The sequence below is a fragment of the Paenibacillus sp. cl123 genome (genome assembly GCF_900101595.1).
Lineage (GTDB): Bacteria > Bacillota > Bacilli > Paenibacillales > NBRC-103111 > Paenibacillus_G.
In genome coordinates, this window is sequence record NZ_FMYY01000004.1 from 121,348 (window position 1) to 146,145 (window position 24,798).

At 56.8% G+C, this 24,798-nt stretch carries 22 protein-coding genes; 21 read left to right on the top strand and 1 reads right to left on the bottom strand.

Features of this window, described 5'->3' with window-relative positions; genetic code table 11:
• Positions 1 to 100 precede the first annotated feature (100 nt).
• Positions 101 to 424 carry a hypothetical protein gene (locus BLR08_RS09705; protein WP_072329009.1) on the bottom strand — a complete coding sequence of 108 codons (324 nt, stop codon included), beginning with the start codon at positions 422 to 424 and terminating at the stop codon, positions 101 to 103.
• Positions 425 to 739: 315 nt separating this feature from the next.
• On the opposite strand from BLR08_RS09705, the gene BLR08_RS09710 reads away from it, so the two are divergent.
• The 21 genes from BLR08_RS09710 to BLR08_RS09810 all read left to right on the top strand — a co-directional run bounded on the left by BLR08_RS09710 (position 740) and on the right by BLR08_RS09810 (position 24,780).
• Positions 740 to 1,519 carry a hypothetical protein gene (locus BLR08_RS09710; RefSeq protein ID WP_072329010.1) on the top strand — a complete coding sequence of 260 codons (780 nt, stop codon included), beginning with the start codon at positions 740 to 742 and terminating at the stop codon, positions 1,517 to 1,519.
• Positions 1,520 to 1,704: 185 nt separating this feature from the next.
• Positions 1,705 to 1,953, top strand: a complete 249-nt coding sequence (locus tag BLR08_RS09715; RefSeq protein WP_072329011.1) for an HPr family phosphocarrier protein — start codon at positions 1,705 to 1,707, stop codon at positions 1,951 to 1,953.
• 360 nt (positions 1,954 to 2,313) lie between these two features.
• The gene (locus BLR08_RS09720) at positions 2,314 to 3,330 is read left to right on the top strand and encodes an NAD-dependent epimerase/dehydratase family protein (RefSeq protein ID WP_072329012.1); all 1,017 of its coding nucleotides are present in this window, start codon (positions 2,314 to 2,316) and stop codon (positions 3,328 to 3,330) included.
• 3 nt (positions 3,331 to 3,333) lie between these two features.
• A complete protein-coding gene (locus BLR08_RS09725) occupies positions 3,334 to 4,404 on the top strand; it encodes a dihydrodipicolinate synthase family protein (protein ID WP_072329013.1) in 1,071 nt (356 codons plus the stop codon).
• A gap of 2 nt (positions 4,405 to 4,406) precedes the next feature.
• Positions 4,407 to 5,093, top strand: coding sequence for an L-serine ammonia-lyase, iron-sulfur-dependent subunit beta (sdaAB, locus tag BLR08_RS09730; RefSeq protein WP_072329014.1), 687 nt, complete (start codon positions 4,407 to 4,409; stop codon positions 5,091 to 5,093).
• Entirely contained in the window at positions 5,090 to 6,094 is a 1,005-nt protein-coding gene (gene sdaAA / locus BLR08_RS09735; protein ID WP_083536809.1) for an L-serine ammonia-lyase, iron-sulfur-dependent, subunit alpha, read from the top strand. The genes sdaAB and sdaAA overlap by 4 nt, the downstream gene beginning before the upstream one ends.
• Positions 6,087 to 7,307, top strand: coding sequence for a M20 metallopeptidase family protein (locus BLR08_RS09740; protein WP_072329015.1), 1,221 nt, complete (start codon positions 6,087 to 6,089; stop codon positions 7,305 to 7,307). Before sdaAA ends, BLR08_RS09740 begins: the two co-directional genes overlap by 8 nt.
• 76 nt (positions 7,308 to 7,383) lie before the next feature.
• Positions 7,384 to 8,733, top strand: coding sequence for a GGDEF domain-containing protein (locus tag BLR08_RS09745; protein ID WP_072329016.1), 1,350 nt, complete (start codon positions 7,384 to 7,386; stop codon positions 8,731 to 8,733).
• Between the two features lie 36 nt (positions 8,734 to 8,769).
• The gene (locus BLR08_RS09750; RefSeq protein WP_072329017.1) at positions 8,770 to 9,648 is read left to right on the top strand and encodes a sugar phosphate isomerase/epimerase family protein; all 879 of its coding nucleotides are present in this window, start codon (positions 8,770 to 8,772) and stop codon (positions 9,646 to 9,648) included.
• A 43-nt stretch (positions 9,649 to 9,691) separates the two neighbouring features.
• Positions 9,692 to 10,624 carry a Gfo/Idh/MocA family protein gene (locus BLR08_RS09755; protein WP_371117202.1) on the top strand — a complete coding sequence of 311 codons (933 nt, stop codon included), beginning with the start codon at positions 9,692 to 9,694 and terminating at the stop codon, positions 10,622 to 10,624.
• A 253-nt stretch (positions 10,625 to 10,877) separates the two neighbouring features.
• Complete coding sequence (locus BLR08_RS09760) at positions 10,878 to 11,429, top strand: GNAT family N-acetyltransferase (protein WP_072329018.1); 552 nt, start codon at positions 10,878 to 10,880, stop codon at positions 11,427 to 11,429.
• Positions 11,430 to 11,798: 369 nt separating this feature from the next.
• On the top strand, positions 11,799 to 14,162 hold the full coding sequence (gene helD / locus BLR08_RS09765; protein WP_072329019.1) for an RNA polymerase recycling motor HelD: 2,364 nt from the start codon (positions 11,799 to 11,801) through the stop codon (positions 14,160 to 14,162).
• Positions 14,163 to 14,339: 177 nt separating this feature from the next.
• Complete coding sequence (locus BLR08_RS09770) at positions 14,340 to 15,236, top strand: YihY/virulence factor BrkB family protein (RefSeq protein WP_072329020.1); 897 nt, start codon at positions 14,340 to 14,342, stop codon at positions 15,234 to 15,236.
• A 215-nt stretch (positions 15,237 to 15,451) separates the two neighbouring features.
• Positions 15,452 to 16,537, top strand: coding sequence for a polysaccharide deacetylase family protein (locus BLR08_RS09775; protein WP_256257476.1), 1,086 nt, complete (start codon positions 15,452 to 15,454; stop codon positions 16,535 to 16,537).
• Positions 16,538 to 16,823: 286 nt separating this feature from the next.
• Positions 16,824 to 18,083, top strand: coding sequence for an ATP-grasp domain-containing protein (locus tag BLR08_RS09780; RefSeq protein WP_072329021.1), 1,260 nt, complete (start codon positions 16,824 to 16,826; stop codon positions 18,081 to 18,083).
• A complete protein-coding gene (locus BLR08_RS09785; protein ID WP_072329022.1) occupies positions 18,080 to 18,925 on the top strand; it encodes a Rossmann-like domain-containing protein in 846 nt (281 codons plus the stop codon). Before BLR08_RS09780 ends, BLR08_RS09785 begins: the two co-directional genes overlap by 4 nt.
• Positions 18,915 to 19,712 (top strand): class I SAM-dependent methyltransferase, encoded by a 798-nt coding sequence (locus tag BLR08_RS09790; protein WP_072329023.1) that lies wholly within the window; start codon positions 18,915 to 18,917, stop codon positions 19,710 to 19,712. The genes BLR08_RS09785 and BLR08_RS09790 overlap by 11 nt, the downstream gene beginning before the upstream one ends.
• 49 nt (positions 19,713 to 19,761) lie before the next feature.
• Entirely contained in the window at positions 19,762 to 21,357 is a 1,596-nt protein-coding gene (locus BLR08_RS09795) for an ABC transporter substrate-binding protein (RefSeq protein ID WP_072329024.1), read from the top strand.
• Between the two features lie 9 nt (positions 21,358 to 21,366).
• Positions 21,367 to 22,332 carry an ABC transporter permease gene (locus BLR08_RS09800; RefSeq protein WP_072329025.1) on the top strand — a complete coding sequence of 322 codons (966 nt, stop codon included), beginning with the start codon at positions 21,367 to 21,369 and terminating at the stop codon, positions 22,330 to 22,332.
• Positions 22,325 to 23,158: an ABC transporter permease gene (locus tag BLR08_RS09805; protein WP_072329026.1), complete on the top strand. Its 834-nt coding sequence runs from the start codon at positions 22,325 to 22,327 to the stop codon at positions 23,156 to 23,158. The genes BLR08_RS09800 and BLR08_RS09805 overlap by 8 nt, the downstream gene beginning before the upstream one ends.
• Before the next feature lie 14 nt (positions 23,159 to 23,172).
• Positions 23,173 to 24,780: an ABC transporter ATP-binding protein gene (locus BLR08_RS09810; RefSeq protein WP_256257478.1), complete on the top strand. Its 1,608-nt coding sequence runs from the start codon at positions 23,173 to 23,175 to the stop codon at positions 24,778 to 24,780.
• The last annotated feature ends 18 nt before the right edge of the window (positions 24,781 to 24,798 follow it).

The following is a 24,798-nucleotide window of genomic DNA, read 5'->3' on the forward strand; positions in this document are numbered from 1 at the left end:
GGGGGCAGTCTTTTTGTTGCTCCGGCTGATATGTCGCATTTTTTTCGATCGCGACGCAGCGGGCAGCCGGGAGTTGGAGATAGGTGGCGGTTGGCCGGTCTTATTTGACCCGATAAGTGTAGCCTGAAGACTGGCCTGTCCGATATAACCACCAGCCTCCGAGGATCATAGCGACGGAGATGAGCAGGGCGATGAACTTGGGCAGCCAGTAAAGCAGGAGCAGCACGCCGGCCAGCATGCCGAGGCCGCTGCATACTTGCTTGAAGGTGTTGTCCGCTTCCCGCCAGAACCGGAGTCCGAAGAAGAGCAGAGCGAAGGCCACGGCGTAAGAAATCAACGCCCACAAGGCCCCCCATACAAAAGCGGAGCATATTCCCAGCAGCGCAAGGGCGATGCCCCCGATCGTTCTTCCGTTCCATTTCATGATTTCTTCACCTGTCCTTTGCGCGATCATTCGTTATGAGTTCATTGTAAACCATTTCACCGGTTTCGAAAACCGCCTGAAGGCTTGATGCGCTGCTGGACCTTGGTCGAGGGACGAGTAGCGCAGCCGGGCACCGGCACGTTCTGGAGACGGTGACGGAGACAGGAGGACAGGCCGCTCAACGCGAATCGTATTGCCCGCTCCTTGCCTATGCAGGGAGCTTGTTCAGTCTGCACGGGAGGGGAGTCTGCCAGGCAGGCTCACTAAGGATCGGATTAGGCCTGCTGGAGCGAAAACGCCAATGGGAGGGGTAGGATGAAAAACGGCCGCAAAGCGGTTATCGTTCTGTTGCCGGGGCTGGCGACGGCTCCCGGATTTATGGATGCGATTGGAGCCGAGATGGCGGAGAGACTGTGCGGTCAGGGCTGGCAGACAGAGACGGCGGCGGCATTTCCCTACGGGGATTGGAGCCGCTACTTGCTGGCTCAGCTCGGCGAGATCGCCTATGATATCGCTTTGCCGCCCGGACAATATGAGAGAAGCATCGGAGCGAAGCGAATAAGGGAGAGGCTGCGGGAAGCCGTGCAAGTGAGCGGAGAGGCGGGAGTGACGGACAAGGATGACTCCGCCGGCCCTGTGGATGTGCTGCTGCTCTGCCATAGCGGAGGGGGCGCAGCCGGACTGCATGCAGCGAGGTGGCTGCGCCAGAGCCGGATTCAGAGCCGGGGCCAGGGATTGGTCCGCGTACGCTGTGTCCTGATAGGCTCTCCCAGATGCCGGGTTCTTCCGGACGAACGGGAGGACGTATTGGTTATTGGGGCAGCCGGCCATCCCGGACTGCGTTGGGGGGACCCGGTCACGCTGCTCGGGCGCTGGGGCGGCTGGGAGCGGACATCGCTCACCAGGCTGCGCTGGAATCGGAGCAAGCATGCGCCGGCGGTCAGGATCACGCTGCCGCTCGTAGGCGGACATCCTGATTATTTTCGCAGTTATGCTCCATATATGGACGAGCAGGGGATAACTAATCTGCAGAAGACGGCGGACAGCATCGAGCGGTGGCTTGCCGGGCAATGGGGGGAGAAACCCGGTGGATGAGAAGGTGAGGCGGGCTGTTTTCCATCAGCAGGAGAAATGCTCCGGAGCGCGAATACTACTGTAGATGCGGGCGAGGAAGGATACGCAGGTACGGAGAGACGCTGGCCGCTGCTCGTCCTTTTCTCCCGGCATACAATACGATAAATAGTTACGCATCTTGTTCTGCGCGGTGGGAGGTTAGGGCGATGAGAGTACATGAAGTAACGGTTAGACGTTCGTTCGATTTTCAGGATTGGCAGACGCTTTCCCGGACAGCCAGCGGCTTCAAGTCCGACATCCTGCTGCTCTGCGAGGAGAAGGAGATCAAGCTGGATGCCAAAAGCGTGTTGGGGATCATGATTTTGCCGCTGCGCGAAGGCACCAAATTGCGTATACAAACTCGCGGCGGAGACGAGGAAGAAGCGCTCGACGCCATGTGCGAGCTGCTGGAATAGGTTAACAAGAGCTGCAAACGCGGCAGGAGATTAATGACCTGACGCGTTTTTCTTTGCCGGGTCGTTTTCATACGGTGAAGCGATGCAGCGTGGGAAGTGCTATACGTTGTCGGCTGGCGCTCGCTAAGACGCGAGACAGCTTGCCGGCATGGAGCTGATTCGCGCTTGTCCGAGGCGCCAAGTTGAAAAAAGCGGTGCAAGAAGAGCAAGAAGCAGGCTGCGCCGGAGCAAACCCGTTTTTGTCGTTTATTATAGACTTTTTAAAGTCCTGTCTTTTAATACGCGAGACCTTTATCATAAGGAGTGAGACACACACACAATCAAGTTCAAAATGAGTTTTTTCAGAGAGGGAGATTATTCATGAAAACGATTCAAGAGCTCGAAGCGCGCATGGCGCAGCCATCTTCCGAATTAATCCGCGACATCGCTTCCGTCGAGGGCGATATTCTGCTGCTCGGCGTCGGCGGCAAGATGGGACCGACCCTGGCACAGCTGGCTGTTAATGCCATTAAAGAAGCGGGCATCAGCAAAAAAGTGATCGGCGCTTCGCGCTTTTCCAACGGCACGCTCCGTCAAGAGCTGGAGGACATCGGCGTGGAGACAATCGCTGTTGACCTGTTGAACGACGAAGCTCTGCAAGCACTGCCTCATGTGGACAATGTGCTGTATATGGCGGGCAATAAATTCGGCACGAAGGGCAACGAGCATTTCACCTGGGCGATGAACGCCTACCTGCCTGGACGCGTCGCCGAGAAGTATAAAAACTCGCGCATTGTGGCATTCTCGACAGGCAACGTTTATCCGCTTACCCCGGTCAGCGATGGCGGAGCAACCGAAGAGCAGCCGACAGGACCGGTCGGCGAGTACGGCCAGTCTTGCCTGGGACGCGAGCGCGTGTTCGAGCATTTTGCCCGGAAAAACAATACCCCGATGACGATCTACCGCCTGAACTATGCGATCGACCTGCGGTACGGCGTTCTGCTGGAGGTGGCGAAGTCCATCAAGGCCGGCAACCCGATCGATGTGACGATGGGCCATGTGAACTGCATCTGGCAGGGAGATGCCAATGAGATTGCGCTGCGCTCGCTTACGATCTGCTCTACGCCGCCGACTGTGCTGAATGTAACCGGACCTGAGACGATTTCGCTGCGGCGGGTGGCGGAAGCGCTTGGCGCCAGGATGGGGCTGGAGCCGGCCTTTACCGGAGTGGAAGCAACGGATGCGCTGCTGAGCAACTCGGGCAAATGCAACCAGCTGTTCGGCTATCCGAAAGTCAGCTTGAACCAGATGCTTGACTGGGTGGCAGGCTGGGTTATGGAGGGCGGCGAGATGTGGAATAAGCCGACTCACTTCCAGGAGAGAAAGGGGAACTACTAAGCGATGAGCACAGCGAAACAACTATCCGAATCGAAGCTGCGCGCGCTGCACGAAGGGCTGGTCATTCCCGCCCACCCGCTGGCGCTGAATGAAGCCAGGCAGCTCGACGAACGCAGACAGCGGGCGCTTACCCGCTACTATATAGACAGCGGAGCGGGGGGCATCGCCGTAGGCGTCCACTCCACGCAATTCGAGATCCGAAAGCCTGAGATCGGGTTGTTCGAGCCGGTGCTGCGGCTGGCGGCCGAAGAGATCGATAAGGCGAATCCGGACCGTCCGTTTATCAAAGTGGCAGGTATTTGCGGACCTACGGAACAGGCGATCGCGGAAGCAAAGCTTGCGGCGGAGCTTGGCTATGACGCCGGCCTGCTCAGCATGGGCGGACTGCCCGGCTGGTCGGAGGAGCAGCATCTGGAGAGAGCGCGGCAGATTGCCGCTATCATCCCCGTAATCGGCTTCTACCTGCAGCCGTCTGTTGGCGGACGCTTGTTCAGCTACTCTTTCTGGCGGAAGTTCGCTGAAATTCCGAATGTGGTCGCGATCAAGATGGCGCCGTTCAACCGCTATCAGACGATCGATGTGGCTCGGGCTGTCATCGAATCGTCCCGCCGGGACGAGATCGCCCTGTACACGGGCAACGACGACAACATCGTAAACGATCTGTTCACCGTATACCGGTTCCCGGTCGACGGACAGCCGGTCGAGAAGCGGATTGTCGGCGGACTGCTCGGCCACTGGGCGGTCTGGACCCATACGGCGGTCCGGCTGCTGGAAGAAATCAAGGAAGCCCGCAAGGACGAGCTCATCGCCCAGGAATGGCTGACTCGCAATATCGAAGTAACGGACAGCAACGCGGCGTTCTTCGATCCGGCGAACGGGTTCCACGGCTGCATTCCGGGCATCCACGAAGTGCTCAGACGCCAGGGGCTGCTGGAAGGACGCTGGTGCTTGAATCCTGACGAGGAGCTCTCCCCCGGACAGATGGAGGAGATTGATCGGGTGTACCGCAGTTATCCTCATCTGAATGATGATGATTTCGTCGCCTCTCGGTTGCAGGGCTGGCTGGAGGCGTAGACGTGAGGTTTAAAGACGTTTTCTCCATTATCGGGCCGGCCATGATCGGGCCGTCCAGCTCGCATACGGCAGGCGCGGTCCGGATCGGACAGGTAGGCCGTCAACTTTTCGGCGGGCAAATGGCGCGCGCCGAGATCATTTTCTACGGCTCGTTCGCCGATACGTACCGCGGCCACGGCACCGATCTGGCGGTCGTCAGCGGCCTGCTGGGGTTCGCCACCGACGATGTCCGCATCCCGGACGCGATTGGAGAAGCCGCTCTTGCCGGACTGGAACTGGTCATCCGCACCGGGTCCGGCCGGATCACTCATCCGAACACCGTGGATTTGCTGCTGTCGGGCGATACGCTGACGACGTCGCTGCGCGGCGTCTCCATCGGAGGCGGCAATATCGAGATTCAGGCTGTAGACGAGCACGCGGTGACCTTCTCAGGCGAATATCCGACTCTGCTGATCTATCATGACGACCGTCCCGGCGTGCTGGCCGACATCACACAGCTGTTCAAGGAGCAGGGAATGAACATCGGTTATATGGATGTTGACCGCACGTCCCGGACGGGAAGCGCGATGACGGTCATTGAGGCGGATCAGTCGCTTGAGGACGACTTGATGAAGCGGATTGCGAAGGTCGCGCATGTCAAGCGCGCCATCACCATCGACTTGAAGAAAGAAGAGGGGAAACAGCAATGATGGTTCGTTCCTTGCGGGAATTGGCCGAACGTTGTATGCTGGAAAACAAGACCATCGGAGCATTGATGCTGGACGATCAGGCGGAGGAAACCGGCCGCAGCCGGGAAGAAGAGTTCGCCAAAATGACCAGCTACTACGGCGTCATGAAAGAGGCGGTCCGCAAGGGGCTGACGGAAAATACGCTGTCCCGCAGCGGGATGACCGGACTGGATGCGCAGCGCGTGCAGGCTTATGCGGCAGCCACCCCTCCGCTGCTTGGGGAGGAGGCGTGCAGGTCGATGGCTTATGCGCTCGCGGTCTCCGAGGTTAACGCCTCGATGGGCCGCATTATCGCAACGCCTACGGCCGGCTCCTGCGGCATTATTCCGGGCGTCTTTCTCAGCTCGCAGGAAAGATTCGGCTGGGATGACGCGCACATGGTTTCCGGCTTGTTCGCCGCCGGGGCGATCGGGTACGTCATCGCGAACCGTTCCTTCGTCTCGGGAGCCGAAGGCGGCTGCCAGGCGGAGGTCGGCTCTGCCATCGGGATGGCCGCCGGGGCGCTGGTCGAGCTGCGAGGAGGCAGTCCGGAGCAGGCCGTTCATGCGGTCGGGCTGGCGCTCAAAAATACGCTGGGTCTGATCTGCGACCCGGTAGCCGGACTTGTCGAGGTGCCGTGCATCGTACGCAACGGCTTCGGAGCCGTTACGGCACTTGCCGCCGCCGATATGGCGCTGGCGGGGGTCCGCAGCGTGATCCCGTCGGATGAAGTGATCCAGGTGATGTATGAGGTCGGTTCAGCGATGCCCGAGAAGCACCGTGAAACGGCCAAAGGCGGCTTGGCTCAGACGCAAACCGGCAAAAAGCTCATGCAGCAGCTGTATCGCAGGGGCGGACTTTCCACAAGCCCCGGAGCGGCAGAGCCGGCTGCAGGAGAGCCGCCATTGAACGGGGCCGAGCCGCAGAAGCCGGACCCCTCATCCGGCGCACAAAACGGGCAGGAGGTGGACGCCAATGGCTAAAGTTCTTTCACCCGAGCTGGCCGCCGAGCTGCGGACGTATGCCGAGGGGCTTCTGCCGGAGCTCGTCGAGCTGCGCCGCACCTTGCATCGTTACCCGGAGACGGCGTTCGAGGAAGTCCGGACCGCCGAGCTGGCCGCCAGGCTGCTGCGGGAAGCGGGCCTTGAAGTCACTACGGGAGTCGGCCGCACGGGCGTAGTCGGCGAGCTTCGCGGAGCCAGTCCGGGACCGACGGTCGCTTTGAGAGCCGATATGGATGCTCTGCCCATCGGAGAAGAGACCGGTCTGCCGTTCGCTTCCGAGCGTGACGGCCTTATGCACGCGTGCGGCCACGATGTGCACACGACCATATTGATCGGGGCGGCCCGGCTTCTGGCCGCTCATCGGCATCTGCTCGCCGGAACCGTCCGGTTCATCGTGCAGCCTGCCGAGGAGATCAATGCCGGAGCCAAGGCGATGCTGGAGGACGGCGTGCTGGATAATGTCGATGCCATCTATGCGCTGCATAACCTGCCTACGCTTGCTGCCGGTCAGATTGCGGTCCTCCAAGGCCCGATGATGGGCTCGGTCGACCGGATCGAGCTGACGATCGAAGGCAAGGGCGGGCATGGCGCCATCCCGGATCAAAGCATCGATCCGATCGTGGCGGCTTCCGCCATCGTAATGGGGCTGCAAACGGCCGTCAGCCGCGAGATCTCGCCGTTCGATTCGGCTGTCGTAACGATCGGCAGCCTGCAGGCGGGCGAAGCGAACAATGTGATCCCGCATCGGGCGGTGCTTACCGGTACAGTCCGGACGTTCTCGCCGAAGGTGCAGGAGCTGATGCCGGATCGCTTGACGCGGATCGTGCGGCATATCGCCGAGGCATACCGGTGCAAGGCGGAGCTGCGCTATATCCCGCAGACGCCTGTGCTGGCCGGAGCGGACGCATGCGTTGAGCGAGTCGGGCAAGTAGCCCGGGACCTGTTCGGCGAGCGGCGTCTTCAGGAAGCCCGGCCAACGATGGCGGGCGAAGACTTCGCCGTGTTCCTGCAGCATGTACCGGGCAGCCTCTTCTGGCTGGGCTCCGGCCCTGCCGAGGAAGCGGAGAAGGCCTTCGGGCTTCATCATCCCAAGTTCGTCGTCGACGAGGCTTGTCTGGTCGAAGGCGTGCTGATGATGGCGGGGCTGGCTCTTGAAGAAACCGCGAATCCTGCGAACGCCCGCCTTTCTTAAGGCGGACCGCCGGAACCGGTCGCTTTCAGCAGCCCGACCGTCATTTGAAACAACAAGAGGGAAGTGTTGATGTGCCATGTCTGAGCTGTTTCGTCCCGTTTCGGAAGAGAAGGGTATTCCTATCGCCTTGATCGGTCCAGAACCGATGATCCCTATAATGCTTCGAGCAATCAAGTCTTTCCCTTCATTTGCCCCGGTTACGGGGACGTACGCTGCGCTGGATGAGGCTGTCTCGCTAACGGAGAAGCTGATGCCCGGGGTGGAGGTTATTCTGTACTCCGGGCCGCTGCCGTACCAGGTATGCCGGGAGCGCATTCACTACCGCGTGCCGGCGTTATTCGTGCCGCTCACCGGAGCGGGCTTGTACCGTTCGCTGTTCCGTATAGAGCGGACCTGGGGGCTGGCGTCGTTGTCCGTCGATACGCTGCCGGAGCAGCCATTTGTCCGCACGTTCCGTGAGCTGGGCCAGCCGCTGCCTGAGCTGAGCTTCTACGACGGAGGCCGGCCGACCGATACCGAAGCGCTGATTGCCTTCCATAAGCAGCAGGCGGCAGCCCGAGGCGCCGTAGCCTTGACCGCCCTGAGATCGGTTGCCGAGGTGTTGACGCGCGACGGTGTGGCATGCGAATGGGTGCTGCCGACCGAGCAGGATATTATCGTCACCCTGGAGCGGGCGCTGCTGTCGACCGAGACGCGTAAAAGCAAGGAAGCGCAGATCGTCGTCGGGCTGATCAACATCGACGGCTTCCGCAAGGCGGCCGAGCTGCGCAAGTCCGAGCATGACGTACAGAGGCTGAAGCTGGATATCCACCGGATGATGCTTGAGTATGCGGAGTCGCTGGAGGGCCATGTGACTACGCTCGGCGGGGACGAATATTTGTTCGTGACAACCCGGGGCACCTTCGAGCGGCATACGGGCGGCTACAAATTTATCCCGCTTGCCAAGTCGGCGCAAAATTCGCTGTCGCTGTCGCTCAGCATAGGAGTCGGCTTCGGCCGTTCCGCCAATGAAGCCGGGTCGCACGCCCGGACTGCGCTGCGCCATGCGAAGGAAGCCGGCGGCAATCTTTGCTTCATCGTCCGGGAGGACGAGAGCGTGATCGGGCCGCTGGAGATGTCGGAGCCGCTGGAGGCCGAGGTATCGCTGCTGGACGCGGCGTTGATCGAGAAGGCGGAGGGGGCTGGACTCACCCAGCTTTATTTGTCGCGCATCGTCGCCCAGCTGACCCGTACGGGCAAGACGGCCTACAACGTACACGAGCTGGCGGCCGTGCTGGGCGTCACCGTGCGCAGCACGCACCGGCTGCTGACGCAATGGATGGACGGAGGCCTGGTGCATGTGGCGGGAGAAGAACGCGGGAAAGCGAAGGGAAGACCGAAGCAGATTTACCGGTTTGTTTGTCTGGATAATTTGCTTCGCCACTAACCAATTCAGAAGGAATCGTCAGGGAGGATTAGAAATATGAAACTTGGACTCAGCACTTATAGCCTTCACCGCTTGTTGAATACGAATGAAATGTCGCTGACCGATGCGATCCGCTGGATCGCCGAGCATGGAGGCGAGCATGTCGAGATCGTTCCCATCAGCTTCAATCTGATCGAAACGCCGGAGCTGATCGACGACATCCGCCGGACAGCCGAAGAGGTTGGCATCGCCATCTCGGGCTATTGTATCGGCGCCAACTTTGTGAAGGACAGCGATGAAGAATACGAACAGGAAATTGAGAAAACGATCCGGCATGTCGAAATCGCTCACCGCCTCGGCGCAACCCGGATGCGTCATGATGTCGCCTCGCGCCCGATCCCGGAGACGACGCTGGAAAATTTCGAGAAGGACCTGCCCAAGCTGGTGGCTGCCTGCAGACGGATCGCGGATCATGCCGCCGGCCTCGGAGTAACGACAAGCCTGGAGAACCATGGCTTCTACCTGCAGAACAGCGAGCGGGTAAGACGTCTGGTTATCGAGGTGGACCGCCCCAACTTCCGAACGACGCTGGATATCGGCAACTTCCTGTGCGTGGACGAGGACCCGGTTAGCGCCGTTATGAATAATATTCCTTATGCCTCGATGGTGCATCTGAAGGATTTCTACCGCCGCACTTCCGGCAACCCGGGAGAGGGTTGGTTCCGTTCCAGCCATGGCGCTTATTTGCGCGGCGCCATCTTCGGGCAAGGGGATATCGATACGCCTGCGGTCATCTCGGTGCTGAAGAACTCCGGTTATGACGGCTATGTGTCGCTGGAATTCGAGGGTATGGAAGATCCGCGTCAGGGCGTACGTATTGCGCTCGACAATGCAAGGCGGCTGTGGAACGAGGCAGGCGCATCCTCGGCCAAGTAGGGTTCTCAATTTCCGACCGTTACCGTTAAGGGAGGAAAATCGATTGTCGCATTCTGTTAAAAAACCTATCCGCATCGGTATGATCGGTCTGGACACTTCGCATGCCCCTGCTTTCGCGAAACTGCTGAATGAGCCTTCGCATCCGTATTATGTCGCAGGCGGAACAGTGGTAGCCGCCTACCCGGCAGGCTCGCCGGACTTTCCGCTCAGCATCAATCGGGTAGCGGGCTTTACTGCGGAGCTGCGCGACACTTATAGCGCCGCAATCCTGGATTCGCCGGAGGCGGTGGCCGAGCAGGCCGATGCGTTGCTGCTCATTTCGGCGGATGGCCGTGTTCATGAAGAGCACTTCCGCGCGGTTGCGCCGTACGGCAAGCCGGTGTTCATCGATAAGCCGCTGACCGTCGATCCGCACGCCGCGCTGCGAATCGCCGAGCAGGCCGAGCGTTACCGCATCCCGGTCATGAGCTCGTCGGCGCTGCGTTATGCGGAGGCTCTGACGGAGGTTTTGCGCTCTATCCGGACAGACGGCGCCGAGATCGCGGGCGCGGACTGCTTCGGACCGATGTATATGGAGCCGACGCAGCCCGGGTTTTATTGGTACGGTGTCCATACGGCAGATATGCTGTACCGGGTTATGGGGCCCGGCTGCGTATCGGTCGCGGCCGTACGGTCGGGGGACAGCGATACGATCACCGGCATTTGGGCGGATGGCCGGATCGGCACCATTCGAGGGAGCCGCAGCCCGGGCCAGGAGTTTGCAGCTGCCGTCCATACGTCGGCCGGCACGAGATTTGCCGACACGACCAGCCATCCCAAGCCTTATTACGCCAGTATGCTGGAGCACGTGATCCGGCTGTTCCATACGGGGGAGAGCGATGTACCGCTGATGGAAACGGTTGAGATCATCCGCTTTCTGGATGCGGCCAACCGGAGCTTGTCATCCGGAGGCGCTCGTATCCGGCTGGATTCTTAGGCTGTGGCTTTTGTATGCTTCATCGGTTATTGCATAATCACCCGCTTCGCGCCTGCCCGGCCGGAGGGGTGATTTTTGCTATGGAGAAGTGAAGACGCGGCGAAAGACAGGAGAAATTGTCAATCCGCTGCGATTTATGCGGTTGCCTGGGAAATAATCCGGGAAGGCCCGGGAAATGAGCTTGACTGTACCATGGTTTGGATTATCATAAAAAGAACATTCTGCGATGTTATCGAAAAAGGGGAGGCCGACTGTGGATATTTTAATCAGGGAACTGAGGGCTGAGGACGATGTAAGCGAGATAACCATTGACGGGAGCTTTATCGTGGATTCTGTCCTTGTCTTGGAGCTCAAGGGACAGCAAATCGGTTATACGGTGGAGGAGCGGCCAGTAACATATAAAAGCTACGAAGATGAGGCATTTGCGGAAGGCGACGCTGCTCCGGATTATTCGAACTATATCGGCAATCCCCATCAAATTAGTTATTTGGCCGTCGCCCAGAATCAAGTGGTGGGTCAAATTGTTCTAAAACGAAATTGGAACAACTATGCCTATGTGGAGGATATCAAGGTTGACAAGTCCTTCAGAGGATACGGCGTCGGTAAGAAACTAATCGAACAGGCTAAACGCTGGATGAAGGATGGCGATATGACGGGAATCATGCTGGAGACGCAAAACAATAATGTCCGCGCATGTAAATTCTACGAAAGCTGCGGATTTGTCATCGGCGGCTTCGATTCCTATGTCTATCGCGGTCTGAATAAAGAAAGTGATGAGGTGGCGATTTATTGGTATCTGTTCTAAACTGAAATAGCGGTTTCTTGCACATCAAAAAGAGCGAAATCTGAGTACACTTGCACCTGAATTGTTAGACATCGGCTAACGCTTAAAGGTGCAGTTCCAGGTTTCGCTCTATGGGGGATACGGGACTTGTAATCCCTGAATTGCTTCATAAAGTGAGATATGATAAAATAAAAAAATACGCCTCAATATGAATTCTCGGCGTCTGCGTACATATTTATTTTATCACACTCGCCATGTGTATGTCAAGCTTTCGTTATCGCCTGCTGGAGAGGATGGCGAGCAAAGTTGCAGTGACAGGAGTCCCGACCGGCAGAACCGGACGGTTGAGGGCATTGCCAACAATTTCGATAGCGTAAAGGAGAACGAGGCATGAATGCGAAGGAACATGCGGAGAGGCAGGAGGAACAGCAGCGTGCAAGCGAAATAAGAGCACTGATCTTAAGCCGCATCTCCCGCCTCCAGGAGCAGCTGGGGACGGTAAAGTCGGAGATCGTCACCATCCGCAAGGAATTTTGGGATGATGTGACCGTCAACTTCGAGGATGCTGCGGAAGCCGCTGAGACGTTCGCGAGCATGAAACAGCAGGCCGAGGTGTTATCCGAGCGGGAGCGGAGCCATCGTCACGCCAGGGCGCAGCAGCAGGTGCTGGAGAGGCTGAAGGATTCGCCATATTTCGGCCGCATCGACTTCAGGGAGGCCGGAGAGAGCGCGGCTGAACGCATTTATATAGGGATCGGTTCCTTGCTGGACGACGACGGTGAAATGTTCCTGATCTATGACTGGCGGGCGCCTGTCTCCGGGATGTATTATGATTTCGCGCCGGGGCCGGCCGAATACGAGACGCCGATGGGCCGTATCGAAGGCATGATGGAGCTTAAGCGTCAATATATCATTCGCGGCGGCGAGATTGTAAGTCTGTTCGACACGGGGATTACGATCGGCGACGAGCTGCTGCAGCAGGTGCTGGGCAAGCAATCCGACGCGCAGATGAAGAGCATCGTGGCGACCATACAGCGCGAGCAGAATCAAGTTATCCGGAATACAACAAGCCGGCTGCTAGTCGTGCAGGGGGCGGCCGGCAGCGGCAAGACGTCGGCGGCGCTGCAGCGGGTCGCTTATCTGCTGTATCGCTACCGGGAGACGCTTAGCGCAGAGCATATCCTGCTATTTTCGCCCAATCCGATGTTCAACAGCTATGTGTCGACTGTGCTGCCCGAGCTCGGGGAAGACAATATGCAGCAGACGACATTCCAGGAATATGTCGAACATCGGGTCGGAGAGGCGTTCCGGGTCGAGAATACGTTCGAGCAGCTCGAATTCGCGCTAACAGCTCTGGACCACCCGTACTACGCAGCCCGCCAAGCGGGAATACGGTTTAAAGCGGGCAACACATTTCTGGAGCTTATGGAGGCTTATGTCAGAAGTCTCAAGCAGGAAGGCATCGTCTTCAAAGATATTCGTTTCCGGGATCGGGTGCTCATCTCTGTCTCCCAGATCCGGGATAAATTTTATAGCTGCGAACCGAGCTGGTCGATTCCGAACCGATTGGTAGATGTGACGGAATGGCTGCAGCAGCAGCTCCGACAGTTCGCCAAGGCCGAACGGCCAGCTCCATGGGTCGAGGATGAGATTGAGCTGCTGGACAGCGAGGCTTACTTGGAAGCGTATAACCGGCTTCGCAGCCAAAAGCAGTTTTCGGAAAACACATTCGACGATTTTGACCGGGAAAAAGCGGCGCTGGCGGCCATGGTCGTCAACGAGCATTTTAAGCCGCTGCGCCGGTGGGTCAAACGGCTGTCCTTCATCGACCTTCCCGCTACCTATGCCGCGCTGTTCCAGGATATTGACCGCGCTGCCGCAATGGCCCCGGAGGTGGAGCTTCCCGAGGAATGGCCGGCTATATGCGCCGATACGGCTGCGCGTCTCTCCGCGGGTGAACTGCCCAGTGAAGATGCTACTGCCTATGTGCTGCTTAAAGACCGGATAGAGGGCAGCCACCGGAATTTGAAGGTTCGGCATCTCTTCATCGACGAAGCGCAGGATTATTCGCCGATCCAGCTCGCTTATTTGCGTCAGCTGTTTCCTATGGCCAGGTGGACGGCGCTTGGAGACTGGAATCAGGCGATCCATGTGCAGGCGGCGGAGAGCGACGGTTTTGGCGAACTGGCGGCCTTGTTTGACAAGGAGAGCTCCCAGACGGTCTTGTTCAGCAAAAGCTACCGGTCGACAAGGCAGATTGTAGATTTTACCCGGGGCATGATGCCCAACGGAGATACGATCGAGCCGTTCAACCGGCATGGCGGGAAACCAACCGTAACCTTAGCGCGGGAAGCCGCTCAGATGCTGGAGCTTATCGTCTCCAAGCTGAAGGAATTAATCGCGGATGGGCACAGGACGCTTGCCGTGATCTGCAAAACGGCGGAAGAAAGCCGGTTGGTGCATCGGCATCTGAAGGACAAGGTCCCGGCCAAGCTGATCGGAATGGAGACGGTCACCTTCGAGCAGGGACTGGTCGTTATACCGGCTTATTTGGCAAAGGGCGTAGAGTTTGACGCGGTTCTGCTGTACAATGCGTCGAAGGACAGCTACGGACGCGAATCGGAGCGCAGGCTGTTCTATACGGCCTGTACGCGGGCGATGCACGAGCTGCATCTGTTCTGCCTGGGCGAAATCAGCCCCTTTATTGCCGACACCCCTTCGGATACGTACACGTTTCTCCAGGCTCCGCTTTAAGCCCGGCAGGCCATTTAAGCAAGCAATTTCATACGTGAGATGGATGGACCGGTTCTCTCGAGAGCCGGTTTTGCTGCGTCATAAGGGGCGAAATCGGTTATTCTTGAATAAAATAAACATTACGGCCTATGCTGAATAGAAGGCTCGTAATTCGACGGAAAGGGGAACAAGGCCAACATGAAACTTATGGACTTTACTCAGACGCTGATCTGCCGCTTTCAAGACGACGATCTGCCTGCGCTGTCGGCGCAATTAACTTATTATCTGATCCTGTCCTTCTTCCCGTTTCTGATTTTTGCCGGGGCTGTGCTTAGCTTTACGGACTTCAGCACCTCGGATGCGATCGCCAAACTGGCCGTGCTGCTGCCGGATATGTCAAATCAGACGATCGCCGGAGTGCTGAGCGAGATTGAGGGCACCAGAAGCGGCTCCTTGTTATCCTTCGGTCTTATCGCCACTTTGTGGTCGGCTTCCAATGGAGTCAACGCGGTTATTAAGGGCATTAATAAAGCCTATGACGAAGAGGAAAATCGCCCGTTCTGGCTTATACGCCTGCTGTCGATTTTGGCTACTGTGGGACTGGCGGTTGCGATCGTGCTTAGCTTTGTTCTGCTTGTATTCGGGAAAACCATTGCCGAGTGGATCTTCCGAACCGTACATATCGAGGTCGTGTTTTCCCCGCTATGGGCTGTGCTCCAGTATGCGATACCAATCGTCGTGCTCTGGACTTTATTTGTCCTTGTATATGCCTACTTGCCCAATCTGAGGCTGAAGTTCAAGGGGGTTATCCCCGGAGCGATTTTTGCCACGATCGGCTGGATTGTCGTTTCCATACTGTTCTCGTTTTATGTGAACCAGTTCGACAGCTACACGAAAACGTACGGAAGCCTCGGCGGGATTATCGTATTGCTGGTATGGCTGTACTTGTCCAGCATGATCATTTTGCTTGGGGGAGAGATTAACGCTACGCTGCATTTCTTCAAGACGGGCCAGACGAAGCCGCCTTGCAAATCCTTTGCTCTATCCCTCCCGTTCTTCAAAAACAGGAATAAAAAGACGGATGTCAAAACTTAATAATGACATTTATTATTAATAATATTAAATATATATGATGCTAATTGATTTGGGCGCAATACGAGGCAACCAATGAAATAAGGAAGGTTCCAAAAGGAGGAGCCTTCCTTATTTTCAGTCACGTTGGTACAATGGAAGTGAAGCGCTTTCATGCATGAGGGCCATGCAAAACGGATATACATAGGTTTATATGAAGCAGGAAAGGGGTGTGTCTGATGAAACGGTTCGTCATGATCACGTTAATGAAAACCTTCCTCGTTATGACCTTGATTCATATGCTGCTGACAGGATGCTCAACCAGCGGCATGGAAGATCGTCCGGAGGCCGTCAATCCGCTTATGCCGTCAGCTTGGCCGAACTCCGCCCCCCATATGCCCCTGGACACGGCGGCGCCATTGCCATCCCTTCCTGAAGCGGAGCTTCTTGTTGCTCCCGCAGTGCCTATGTCCGATCCATCGGCGTACAAGCCTGAACCGCCAGAGCAGGCCGCTGCCCCCGAGCCTGAAGTACACCCCAAAGCCGAAGAAATTCCGGCGGTTCCCGCGAGCGGCCTGACCGCGGAAGCTCAGACACCGGCTGCCCTTCAGCCGGCGGCGAACAAGGGAGGGAAGACGGTCGCCGCGGCTGCCTACGAGTCGGGCAAGGCGGTCTCGATTCCCGTCTTGAACTATCATAGCATCGGGAAGAAGCCTGGCAGCACAATCGTGCTTGATCCCGAGCTGCTGGCCGCTCAGATGGCCTATTTGCATCAGGAAGGGTACACGCCCCTGACATTGTCGGCATTTCAGCAAATATTGGAGAAAAAGCTGGAGAGGCCGGCCAAGCCGGTGCTGCTTACCTTCGATGACGGCTATGCGGACAACTATGAGCTCGCTATGCCAATTTTAAAGCAGTATGCATTTCCAGCCACCTTGTTTATGTCGCCTGGCGCTGTCGGTGATCCGTTCTATATTACCTGGGAGCAGGCGAAAGAAATGAAAGAAGCGGGCTGGGATATTCAGCCCCATGGCATGACCCATCCCCGCATGTCCAAGCTTTCTCGCGACAAGCAGCGGCATGAAATTCAGGAGGCCAGCCGCTTGATCGAAGAGGAGCTGGGAGTGAAGCCGGATGTCTTCTGCTATCCGTATGGCGATTTCAACAAAGACACATTGGCGATTTTGAAGGAGCTGGGGTTCCGGTATGCCTTCACAATCGAGCAGGGCAGAGCCGCATCGGATCAGGAGCCCTTGCAGCTCAAACGAATTTACGTCAACGGGCAGGACAGCCTGAAGCAGTGGGCGAAGAAGCTTGGGAATTGACGGTAAGTCGTCGAACGAATAGAGCCCGGACGGAGAGGATCAAGGAAGCTCGGGGTCTCGAGCAAGCCGCACAGCCTCATTTTGGACAATGAACCCGGCCGTCGGCCGGGTTTTTCGCGCAAATTTCACAAAATAAGGCATCGTGAAAAACAAGCTGCATACAACAATTGACAATACAAAGAAGGGTAGTATATACTCGTTTAATAGTAATAATTACTAATTAAAGGAGGTGTATCATTTTTATCCATTGAGAATCATACTCATTATTTTAATCTAGGAGGTTCACATGGCACATCTTCTTATGATTGAAAGCTGGGTTGGAGCAAGCGGAAACTTGCTGCCGCCACTTCTGAAATCGCTGGGGCATACGTATACCTTCGTCACGCGCAAGCCGGAGCATTACCAGAGCGCGCTCAGCACGGAGAAGCATCCTGTCATACGATTTGCCGATGCCGTTCTCGTTACCGAGACGAATGATGTTCCGAGCTTGATCTCATTTCTGCGGCCTTATCGATTTGACGGCGTCATTACGGTCTGCGATTACTACATTGAAGCGGCAAGAGAGGTGGCCAAAGCTTTTCAGCTCCCTTGCCCTTTTCCGGATGAAGTGAAGGCGGTGCGGCAAAAGCATCTTATGCGCCAGTTGCTGGACCAGGCCGGTCTGGACAACCCGGACTATCGTCTCGCGTTAAGCTGGGCGGAGGCGGAAGCTGCTGCGGAAGCCATCGGATATCCGCTTGTCTTAAAGCCGGTGGACCTGGCTTCCAGCGCCTTTGTCAGCCTTATTCAAAATCGCCAAGAGCTGCTTGAAGCGTATGAAGCGCTGGAGGCATTCCCGCTTAATTTCAGAGATCAGGAGCGCGATCGCACGTATCTTCTTGAAGCCTACATGGGTGGCGATGAAGTCAGTGTGGAGAGCATCTCGTACAAAGGCGAAACGACGATTCTCGGCATTACGGATAAATCCGTCACAGGCAGCCCCTATTTCATCGAAAACGGGCATATGTTCCCGGCCAAGCTGACCGAGGAAACCGATGCGTCTGTGAAGCAATTTGTCCGCAGCGCGCTGGAAGCGGTCGGCTTCGATCACGGGATCGCCCATACGGAAGTGAAGCTGACGGCGGAAGGACCGCGAATCGTTGAGATCAATCCGAGAACAGCCGGCAATTATATCGTGGAGCTTATCGGGCGTGTGACGGGGGTTGATTTGCTTCAGGCTTTTGTGGAGCTCTCGTTAGGTTTGAAACCGGCCATCACGCCAACCGAAACCGGGATCGCAAGCGCAGCCGTCATGTTTCTCGTTCCCCCTCAAGGCGGTACGGTAGCGCAAATGGCGGGGCTTGAGGAGCTGGCTGCGAACGAGCATGTCATGCGCTACAAAATCGAGGATTGCGCAGGCAAGTCCATTTCGGCGCCCATCGATAACGCCTGCTATTTGGGCCATGTCATTGCGGAGGACAAAGAAGGGCTAAACGCCAGATTGTTTGCGGAAAAAGCATTGGGATGCCTGAAGCTTAGCTTTGAGCCTACAGGAGGCGGCGCATGAAGCAAAAGCCAATCTCCTCCCATGTTAGCGTGGCCGCTTTGCGGGAAGCCATCCTGCATGGCGAATGGGGCCCCTCGCCGCAAGACTTGCCGGTGACGGGATCATCGAGCATTTACCAGACGACGCAATTTCCTTCCTCAAACATCAAATATCACAATTATTATGTTCTGCTTCGGTCGGAGTCTTACTTTGGGGCCTGCTCCTATACAGCCGGTCAGTTGGATGCCGAGATGGCAGGACAACTGTCAGGATTATCTCTGGATGCCGCATTGCGAAATGAGCGGCTGCCCGTACAAATTGCGGCTATGGACGCTTATCTCGGCGTCGCTCGGCCGCATGCCGAGCATTGCAGCCAGGCGGTAGACATCCCGGCCGGAACGCCGATTCAGAAAGCCAAACGGCGCGATGCGCTCATCGCGGATATGGCCGGCATACAGCCGAAGCAAAACGTTGCGCTTATTGGCGTCGTCAATCCGCTGGTGGAGGCGATCCAAGCGAGAGGCGGAACATGCTTGCCATGCGATCTGCAGCTGGAAGCGACCCAGTGGGGGGACGCGGTGGAGAAGGATATGGAGAAGGTGCTGGACCGCGCCGACAATGTGATTTGCACGGCCATGACGCTTGGCAACGGGACGTTCGATCGTATTTTGGAACGCGTCAGAGAAAGGCAGATCCCGCTCACCGTGTACGCGCAGACAGGGAGTGCGGTTGTTGCTCCATTTGTAAACAAAGGCGTTACGGCGCTGCTTGCCGAGCCGTTCCCCTTTACGCAATTCAGCGCGGGCGCTACGCGGCTCTATAGCTACAGGAGCAAAAAGGAGGAAAGGGCGGATGAAGGTTAAAACGGGAACGGACAATTTTCTGCATACCAACCCTTCGCTTTATCTGGCGTTTAACGGGGAGCATGATAACAGCATGGCGCATTTCATACATACGCTCCTAACCGAGTTTCATACCGGTAAAACGGTGCTGGATGTCGGCTGCGGTCCGGGCCGCGAGGTCGCTTACTTGAATCAAGCCGGATATGAAGCCGTCGGTTTGGATAACTCGGAAGAGATGCTCTCATGGGCCAGGGGGCATGCTCCCGGATCGCAGTTTGTTTACGGCAATCAGGCCGATTTCTCGCTGCAGCGGCAATTCGATGTCTTGTACTGCGTAGGCAGCACCTTTTTATACAATTTCACGAATGAAGCGATACTCGCCAGCCTGCAATGTTTTCGGCAGCATCTCCGTGCCGGAGGGTTGCTCTATCTGGATATGCGAAATGCCGCTTTCTTTCTCACGGAGGAAGGACAGCGATGGCTGAGCGAGGAGCTGACCGAGCAAACGGCAGTCGACGGAATAACGCTCTCGCTACGTACCCGATTCAGCATCGATCCGGTCAACCAGCTGCTGCTGCGGGATTACTGCTGGACTGTGCCGGGGGAGAAGCCGATCGTCGAGCGTTTGCAGCACCGCTTGCTGTTCCCGCAAGAGCTGGCCCACTATCTCGCATCGAGCGGTTTCCGGCTGCTTCATCTGTTCGATCAGCCGGCTCCGCATATTGACCGCTATGAGCAGGAACGTCCGCTTGTGTTCAGTCAGGAGCTGCGGGGAAGACGTATGCAGGTCATTGCACAAGCTGTGTAACCGAAGATCAACTCTATATTTCAACCGTCATGGCAGAGTGGGGGATATCATGAAAAGAAGTTATTTTGCACTTCTTATAATCGTAATATTTACATTGTTGATCGGCTGCAATAAGACTGAGCAACAAACGGGCAGCACGGCAAACCAATCCAATTCGCAAGCAGGGAAAAAGAACACGCCGGATGATGCATCCAAGGCGAATAACCAGGAATTGATTGTGGTCGGCCAGGAGATTGCGGCCAGCCTTGATCCGGTCAAACCGCTCACGTCCAGCTATTTGCGTCTCATCGGAGCCGGGGAGGCACTGTTTAAAGTGAATGCCAAGGGCGGGATTGAACCGGAGCTGGCGGAAAGCGCAAAAGAGGTAGACCCTACTACATGGGAGATCAAACTTAAAACGGAGCCCCGCTTCTGGAGCGGCAAGAACATCGATGCCGATGCGGTCATCGCCTCTTTGGAGCGTTCCAGAGCCCTTGATTTGCAGGCATTGCCTTTTCTGAAGGAATTAACGTTCGACAAAGCGGACGATCGGACGATCCTCGTCAAAACCACACGCGAGCATGTGCCCGTTCCGCTCAATCTTTCCTACTACCAGACCCTTATTCATAATGTGGAAGCGAAGCAAGATGCGGTATCAACGATGGACCTGTCCGGAATGTATAAAGTCGTCGAATTTTTTCCGAAGCAGAGGATGGTTCTGGAGCGGAATGAAAGCTACTGGAGAGCAAAGCCTGCGATCCGGCGGATTGTGTTCGAAGAAATGAAGGACGAACAGACGAGGGTGCTGGCGAGTCTGAGCGGACGCGGCCAAGTCGTCTTAAACATACCGGCAGCAAGTCTGGCTCAGTTCAAAAGCAATGCCGAAACCACCTTGTCGGCTTCTCCGGCCGCCAACACGCAGACGGTATATCTGAATCTTAGACAACCGCAGCTCGCGGATGTCAAAGTGAGGCAAGCCTTGTCATGGGCCTTGAACCGGGAAGAGCTTGTCACGCTGGCCGCCGAAGGGCAAAGCTTTCCGGTTGCGACCTGGTTGAGCTCCAATCCTGCGTACGCGGAAGCGCGAAACGCTATATATGCCAAGCCCGATCCGGCTAAAGCGGGACAGCTCCTGGATGAGGCAGGCTGGAGCCTGGGAACAGACGGCGTCCGGTATAAGGACGGCAAGCCGCTGACACTGCGTTTGAGGACTTGGGGGGGCGACAAGGCATTGGGCGAAGCGCTGCAAAGCCAGTGGACGCAAATCGGCGTAAAAACCGAGGTGCAGCACGGGGACTACAGCCTGATCGAGACGGCTCGCGGGTCCGGCGATTGGGATGCCTCCATCGAAGCCTGGAGCACATTTGGCGAAGAGTTTGCCTTGCTGACGGGGCAGTTCTCGCCCAAGGGAAGCGCAAACTACGGCGGTTACGATGATGCGCAAACCAATGAACTGCTGTCGAAGCTGGAGAAAGCGTCGAGCGACGCGGCGCGACGCGAGCTGGCGCTGCAGATCAATGAGCGGGTGGCGCAGCAAGCACCTGCCATCAGCTTGTTCCCGCGCCCGCAAATTACCGCGATAAGCAAATCCTTGCAAGGCTTTGAAGCTCATTTTCGCCAGTTCGAAAATGTCGTGAACGCCAATCTCTCTCTGGTTTCGAAATAGGCTGCGAACATGGCCAAGTTGTTTTTGCGAAAACTGCTCGGGGCTTTTATCACTTTATTTGGCGCGACGCTTATTTTATTTGTCTTGATTCGTCTCGCGCCCGGCGATCCGGTCAAATTGCTGCTGGGCTACTCTACAGAGGTCGCGATGAGCAACACGGAAGCCTATGAGCAAAGAGTGACCGAGCTGCGCATGCAGCTTGGTCTGGATCAGCCTATGGCCGGCCAGTATGCCTCCTGGGTTATGCGTTTGCTGCAAGGCGATCTGGGAACGTCCATTCAGTCGGGCAGAGCGGTTGGCACGGAAATGGCGGAAAGACTGCCCGCAACGGCCATCCTCTCCGTTTCCGCTCTAACCATTCAAGTTGTGCTGGGATTGTTTTTCGGAACGGTCTCAGCGCTTAAGGCGGGAAAAGTACAGGATAACGTCATCCGGCTTGCATGCGTGGGGCTCGCCTCTACGCCGGCGTTTGTGCTGGGGTTGGTGTTATTATCGCTTTTTGCGGTGACCATGCCCCTGTACGAAATTAGCAGCGAGGCCAGTCTGGCGAGATTATGGCTTCCGGCTGTGACGCTGGGCCTGATCGGGGCGCCGCAACTCATCCGCATCATCAGAGCTAACCTGTTATCCGAGCTTGGCCAAACGTACGTGCTTTCCGCGTCCTCGAGAGGACTGGATCGCCAGCGCGTCGTAAGACATGCCTTGCGGAATGCGCTGCTTCCTGTCGTCACCATGGCCGGCCTTGCGCTGACGGGTCTCATTAGCGGGGCCGTTGTTATCGAAAGTATTTTTTCCTGGCCGGGGATCGGAAAATATGCGCTTGACAGCATATTGCTGAAAGATTATCCGGTGATTCAAGGTTATGCCTTGGTCATGGTATCGCTGGTCATCCTGATTCATTTGCTCGTTGATGTCATGTATGTCTGGATTGATCCCCGCATCCATCGGAGAGGAGAAGCGGATGCCCATGAATAGGTTCAACATGAAACGCCCGATCAGTCTGATGGCGGGGGTTGTCATTCTTGGTTTGCTGGCGATCGCGATTGCGGGTGCGTCTTGGTTCACGCCGTATGATCCGTTAAAACAGCAAGTATCCGAACGGCTGGAGAAGCCAAGCGTCCATCATCCGCTTGGGACAGACCGTTTTGGCCGAGATGTTCTCTCCCGCACGCTGCACGGCGGGAAACAGACGATGCTGGCATCCGTCACCGCGCTGTGCGCCGCGCTTGCCATCGGCCTTGTCGTCGGATTGCTGGCTGGCATGTATCACGGCTCGCTCCTCGACGTTATGTTGATGCGGCTTATCGATGTGCTGCTTGCCTTTCCGTTTATGGTGCTGGCTATGCTCATTGCGGCGTTGTTCGGCACAAGCCTTCTCCACCTGCTTATTGCCGTCGTCTCGGTATGGTGGGTTGCGTTTGCCCGGTTGACGCGAAGCGTTGTATTGCATGCCAAAAACGACGTGTCGTACGCCGCGGCGAAAGTGCTTGGCGCTTCAAGCGGAGTCATCATGTGGCGGGAGCTTCTTCCCAAAGCGATCAGCCCGGTACTGATTCTGGCGACGTTCGAGCTGGGCAGCTTGATTTTGTCCATTGCGGCGCTTTCTTTTTTGGGACTGGGCGCGCAGCCGCCGACACCCGAATGGGGCAGCATGCTGGCGGACGGACGCGATCATTTTCTGCAAGCGCCGCATATTTTGCTCGGACCCGCAGGCTTTATCGTGCTGACCGTACTGGCGTTCAGCTTAATTGGCGAAGGGTTGAGGGACCGGCTGGACCCCTATGAAAAATCAGACATGTAGGAGGGCGGGAGAAGGTGAAGCAAGCAGACAAGGCCATGCTCCGTATTCAGAACCTGCGGGTGGCGTATCAACAAAACCGCCAGTTCGTCAACATCCTGGATAACCTTTCCTTTGAACTGAAAAAAGGAGAGATTGTCTCCCTGCTGGGGGAAAGCGGTTCAGGGAAATCGACGATTGCCAAGGCATTGACGGGGCTGCTTCCGCCATCCGCAACGATTGCCGGAGGAACGTTGACTGTCAGCTCCGATACGATCGTCGATTTAGCCGGCAAGCGTGTGCCATGGGAACGAATCCGGGGAAGAAGGATTGCGATGCTCTATCAGGACGCGCAGCAGGCGCTCAATCCCGTGCTCAAAATCAAAGACCATTTCCGTGAAACTTTGCTTTTTCATCGCCTTGCCTCGGCGAATGAAGTACAAGATGTCAGCATAAGGCTGCTGAAGTCGCTCAATTTTTCCGATCCGCATGGCGTTTTGGAGCGCTATCCGTTTCAGCTCAGCGGGGGGATGTGTCAACGGATTTGTCTTGCTCTGGCGCTTTGTCTGAAGCCGGCCGTATTGATTGCGGATGAGCCCACCTCCGCGCTCGATACCGTAAGTCAGAAGGAAGTGCTTGATTTGTTAAAGCACATGCGGAAGGAACAGGATTTAACGGTTTTGCTGATTACCCATGATATCGCCGTGGCTAATGCGATAAGCGATCGCGTCATCGTGTTGAACCAAGGCGTTATTGAGGAGGACGGGGAGACGGGGGCCGTACTCACGAAGCCCAAGGCGGCTTACACGCGCGCCCTGCTTGCCTCCCGTGCGCAAATCGCAGGCGTCGCGCAGGAGCTCGAGCAGCTGCGGCCGCACGAGCCTTTGCTGGAAATTAGCCGGCTGTGGAAAACCTTCCATCGGAGCAAGCGGGTACTGCATGAGGTCGATCTGACGCTGCATCAACAGGAAATTCTGGGCATTCTGGGGGAGAGCGGCTGCGGCAAATCGACCTTGGCCCGGTGTATCGCAGGTCTGGAGTCGCCAAGCGGGGGAACCATTATATTTCGCGGCACATCGATCGGCGGCTTGCGAGGAAAATCGAGACGCGAGCTGTGCAAGCGAATCCAGCTTGTTTTCCAGGATGCGCGAGCGAGCCTCAATCCGGCCCGCACGGCTCTGGAGCTTGTGCAGGAGCCGCTGCGCTATCATCGCATCGGAGGGAAGCGGGAACGGGAGGCGCTGGCGAAGGTTTATTTGAGCGAAGTGGGCATCGCCGGAGAGATGCAGCACAGGAGACCGCCGCAGCTAAGCACGGGCCAATGCCAGCGGATTGCGATTGCCCGGGCGCTCGCGCTGCAGCCGGAAGTACTGATTTGCGACGAAGCGGTGTCTGCTCTGGATATGAGCGTCCAAGCGCAAATTTTGGCTCTGCTGCACCGTCTTCATCGGCAGTACGGCTTTGCGATCCTGATGATTTCGCATGATATTCGAGTGCTTCGCTCCTTCTGCCATAACATTGCTGTCATGAACAAGGGGAGCTTTTGCGAGGTTCGGCAGGCAAGCAGGCTGCTTGAGGAGAGCAAGCAGCCCTATACGCAATTATTATGCCAATGCGCAGGCGATATGGAAGCCGGATTGGGATGACCCAGGCATACAAGGGAG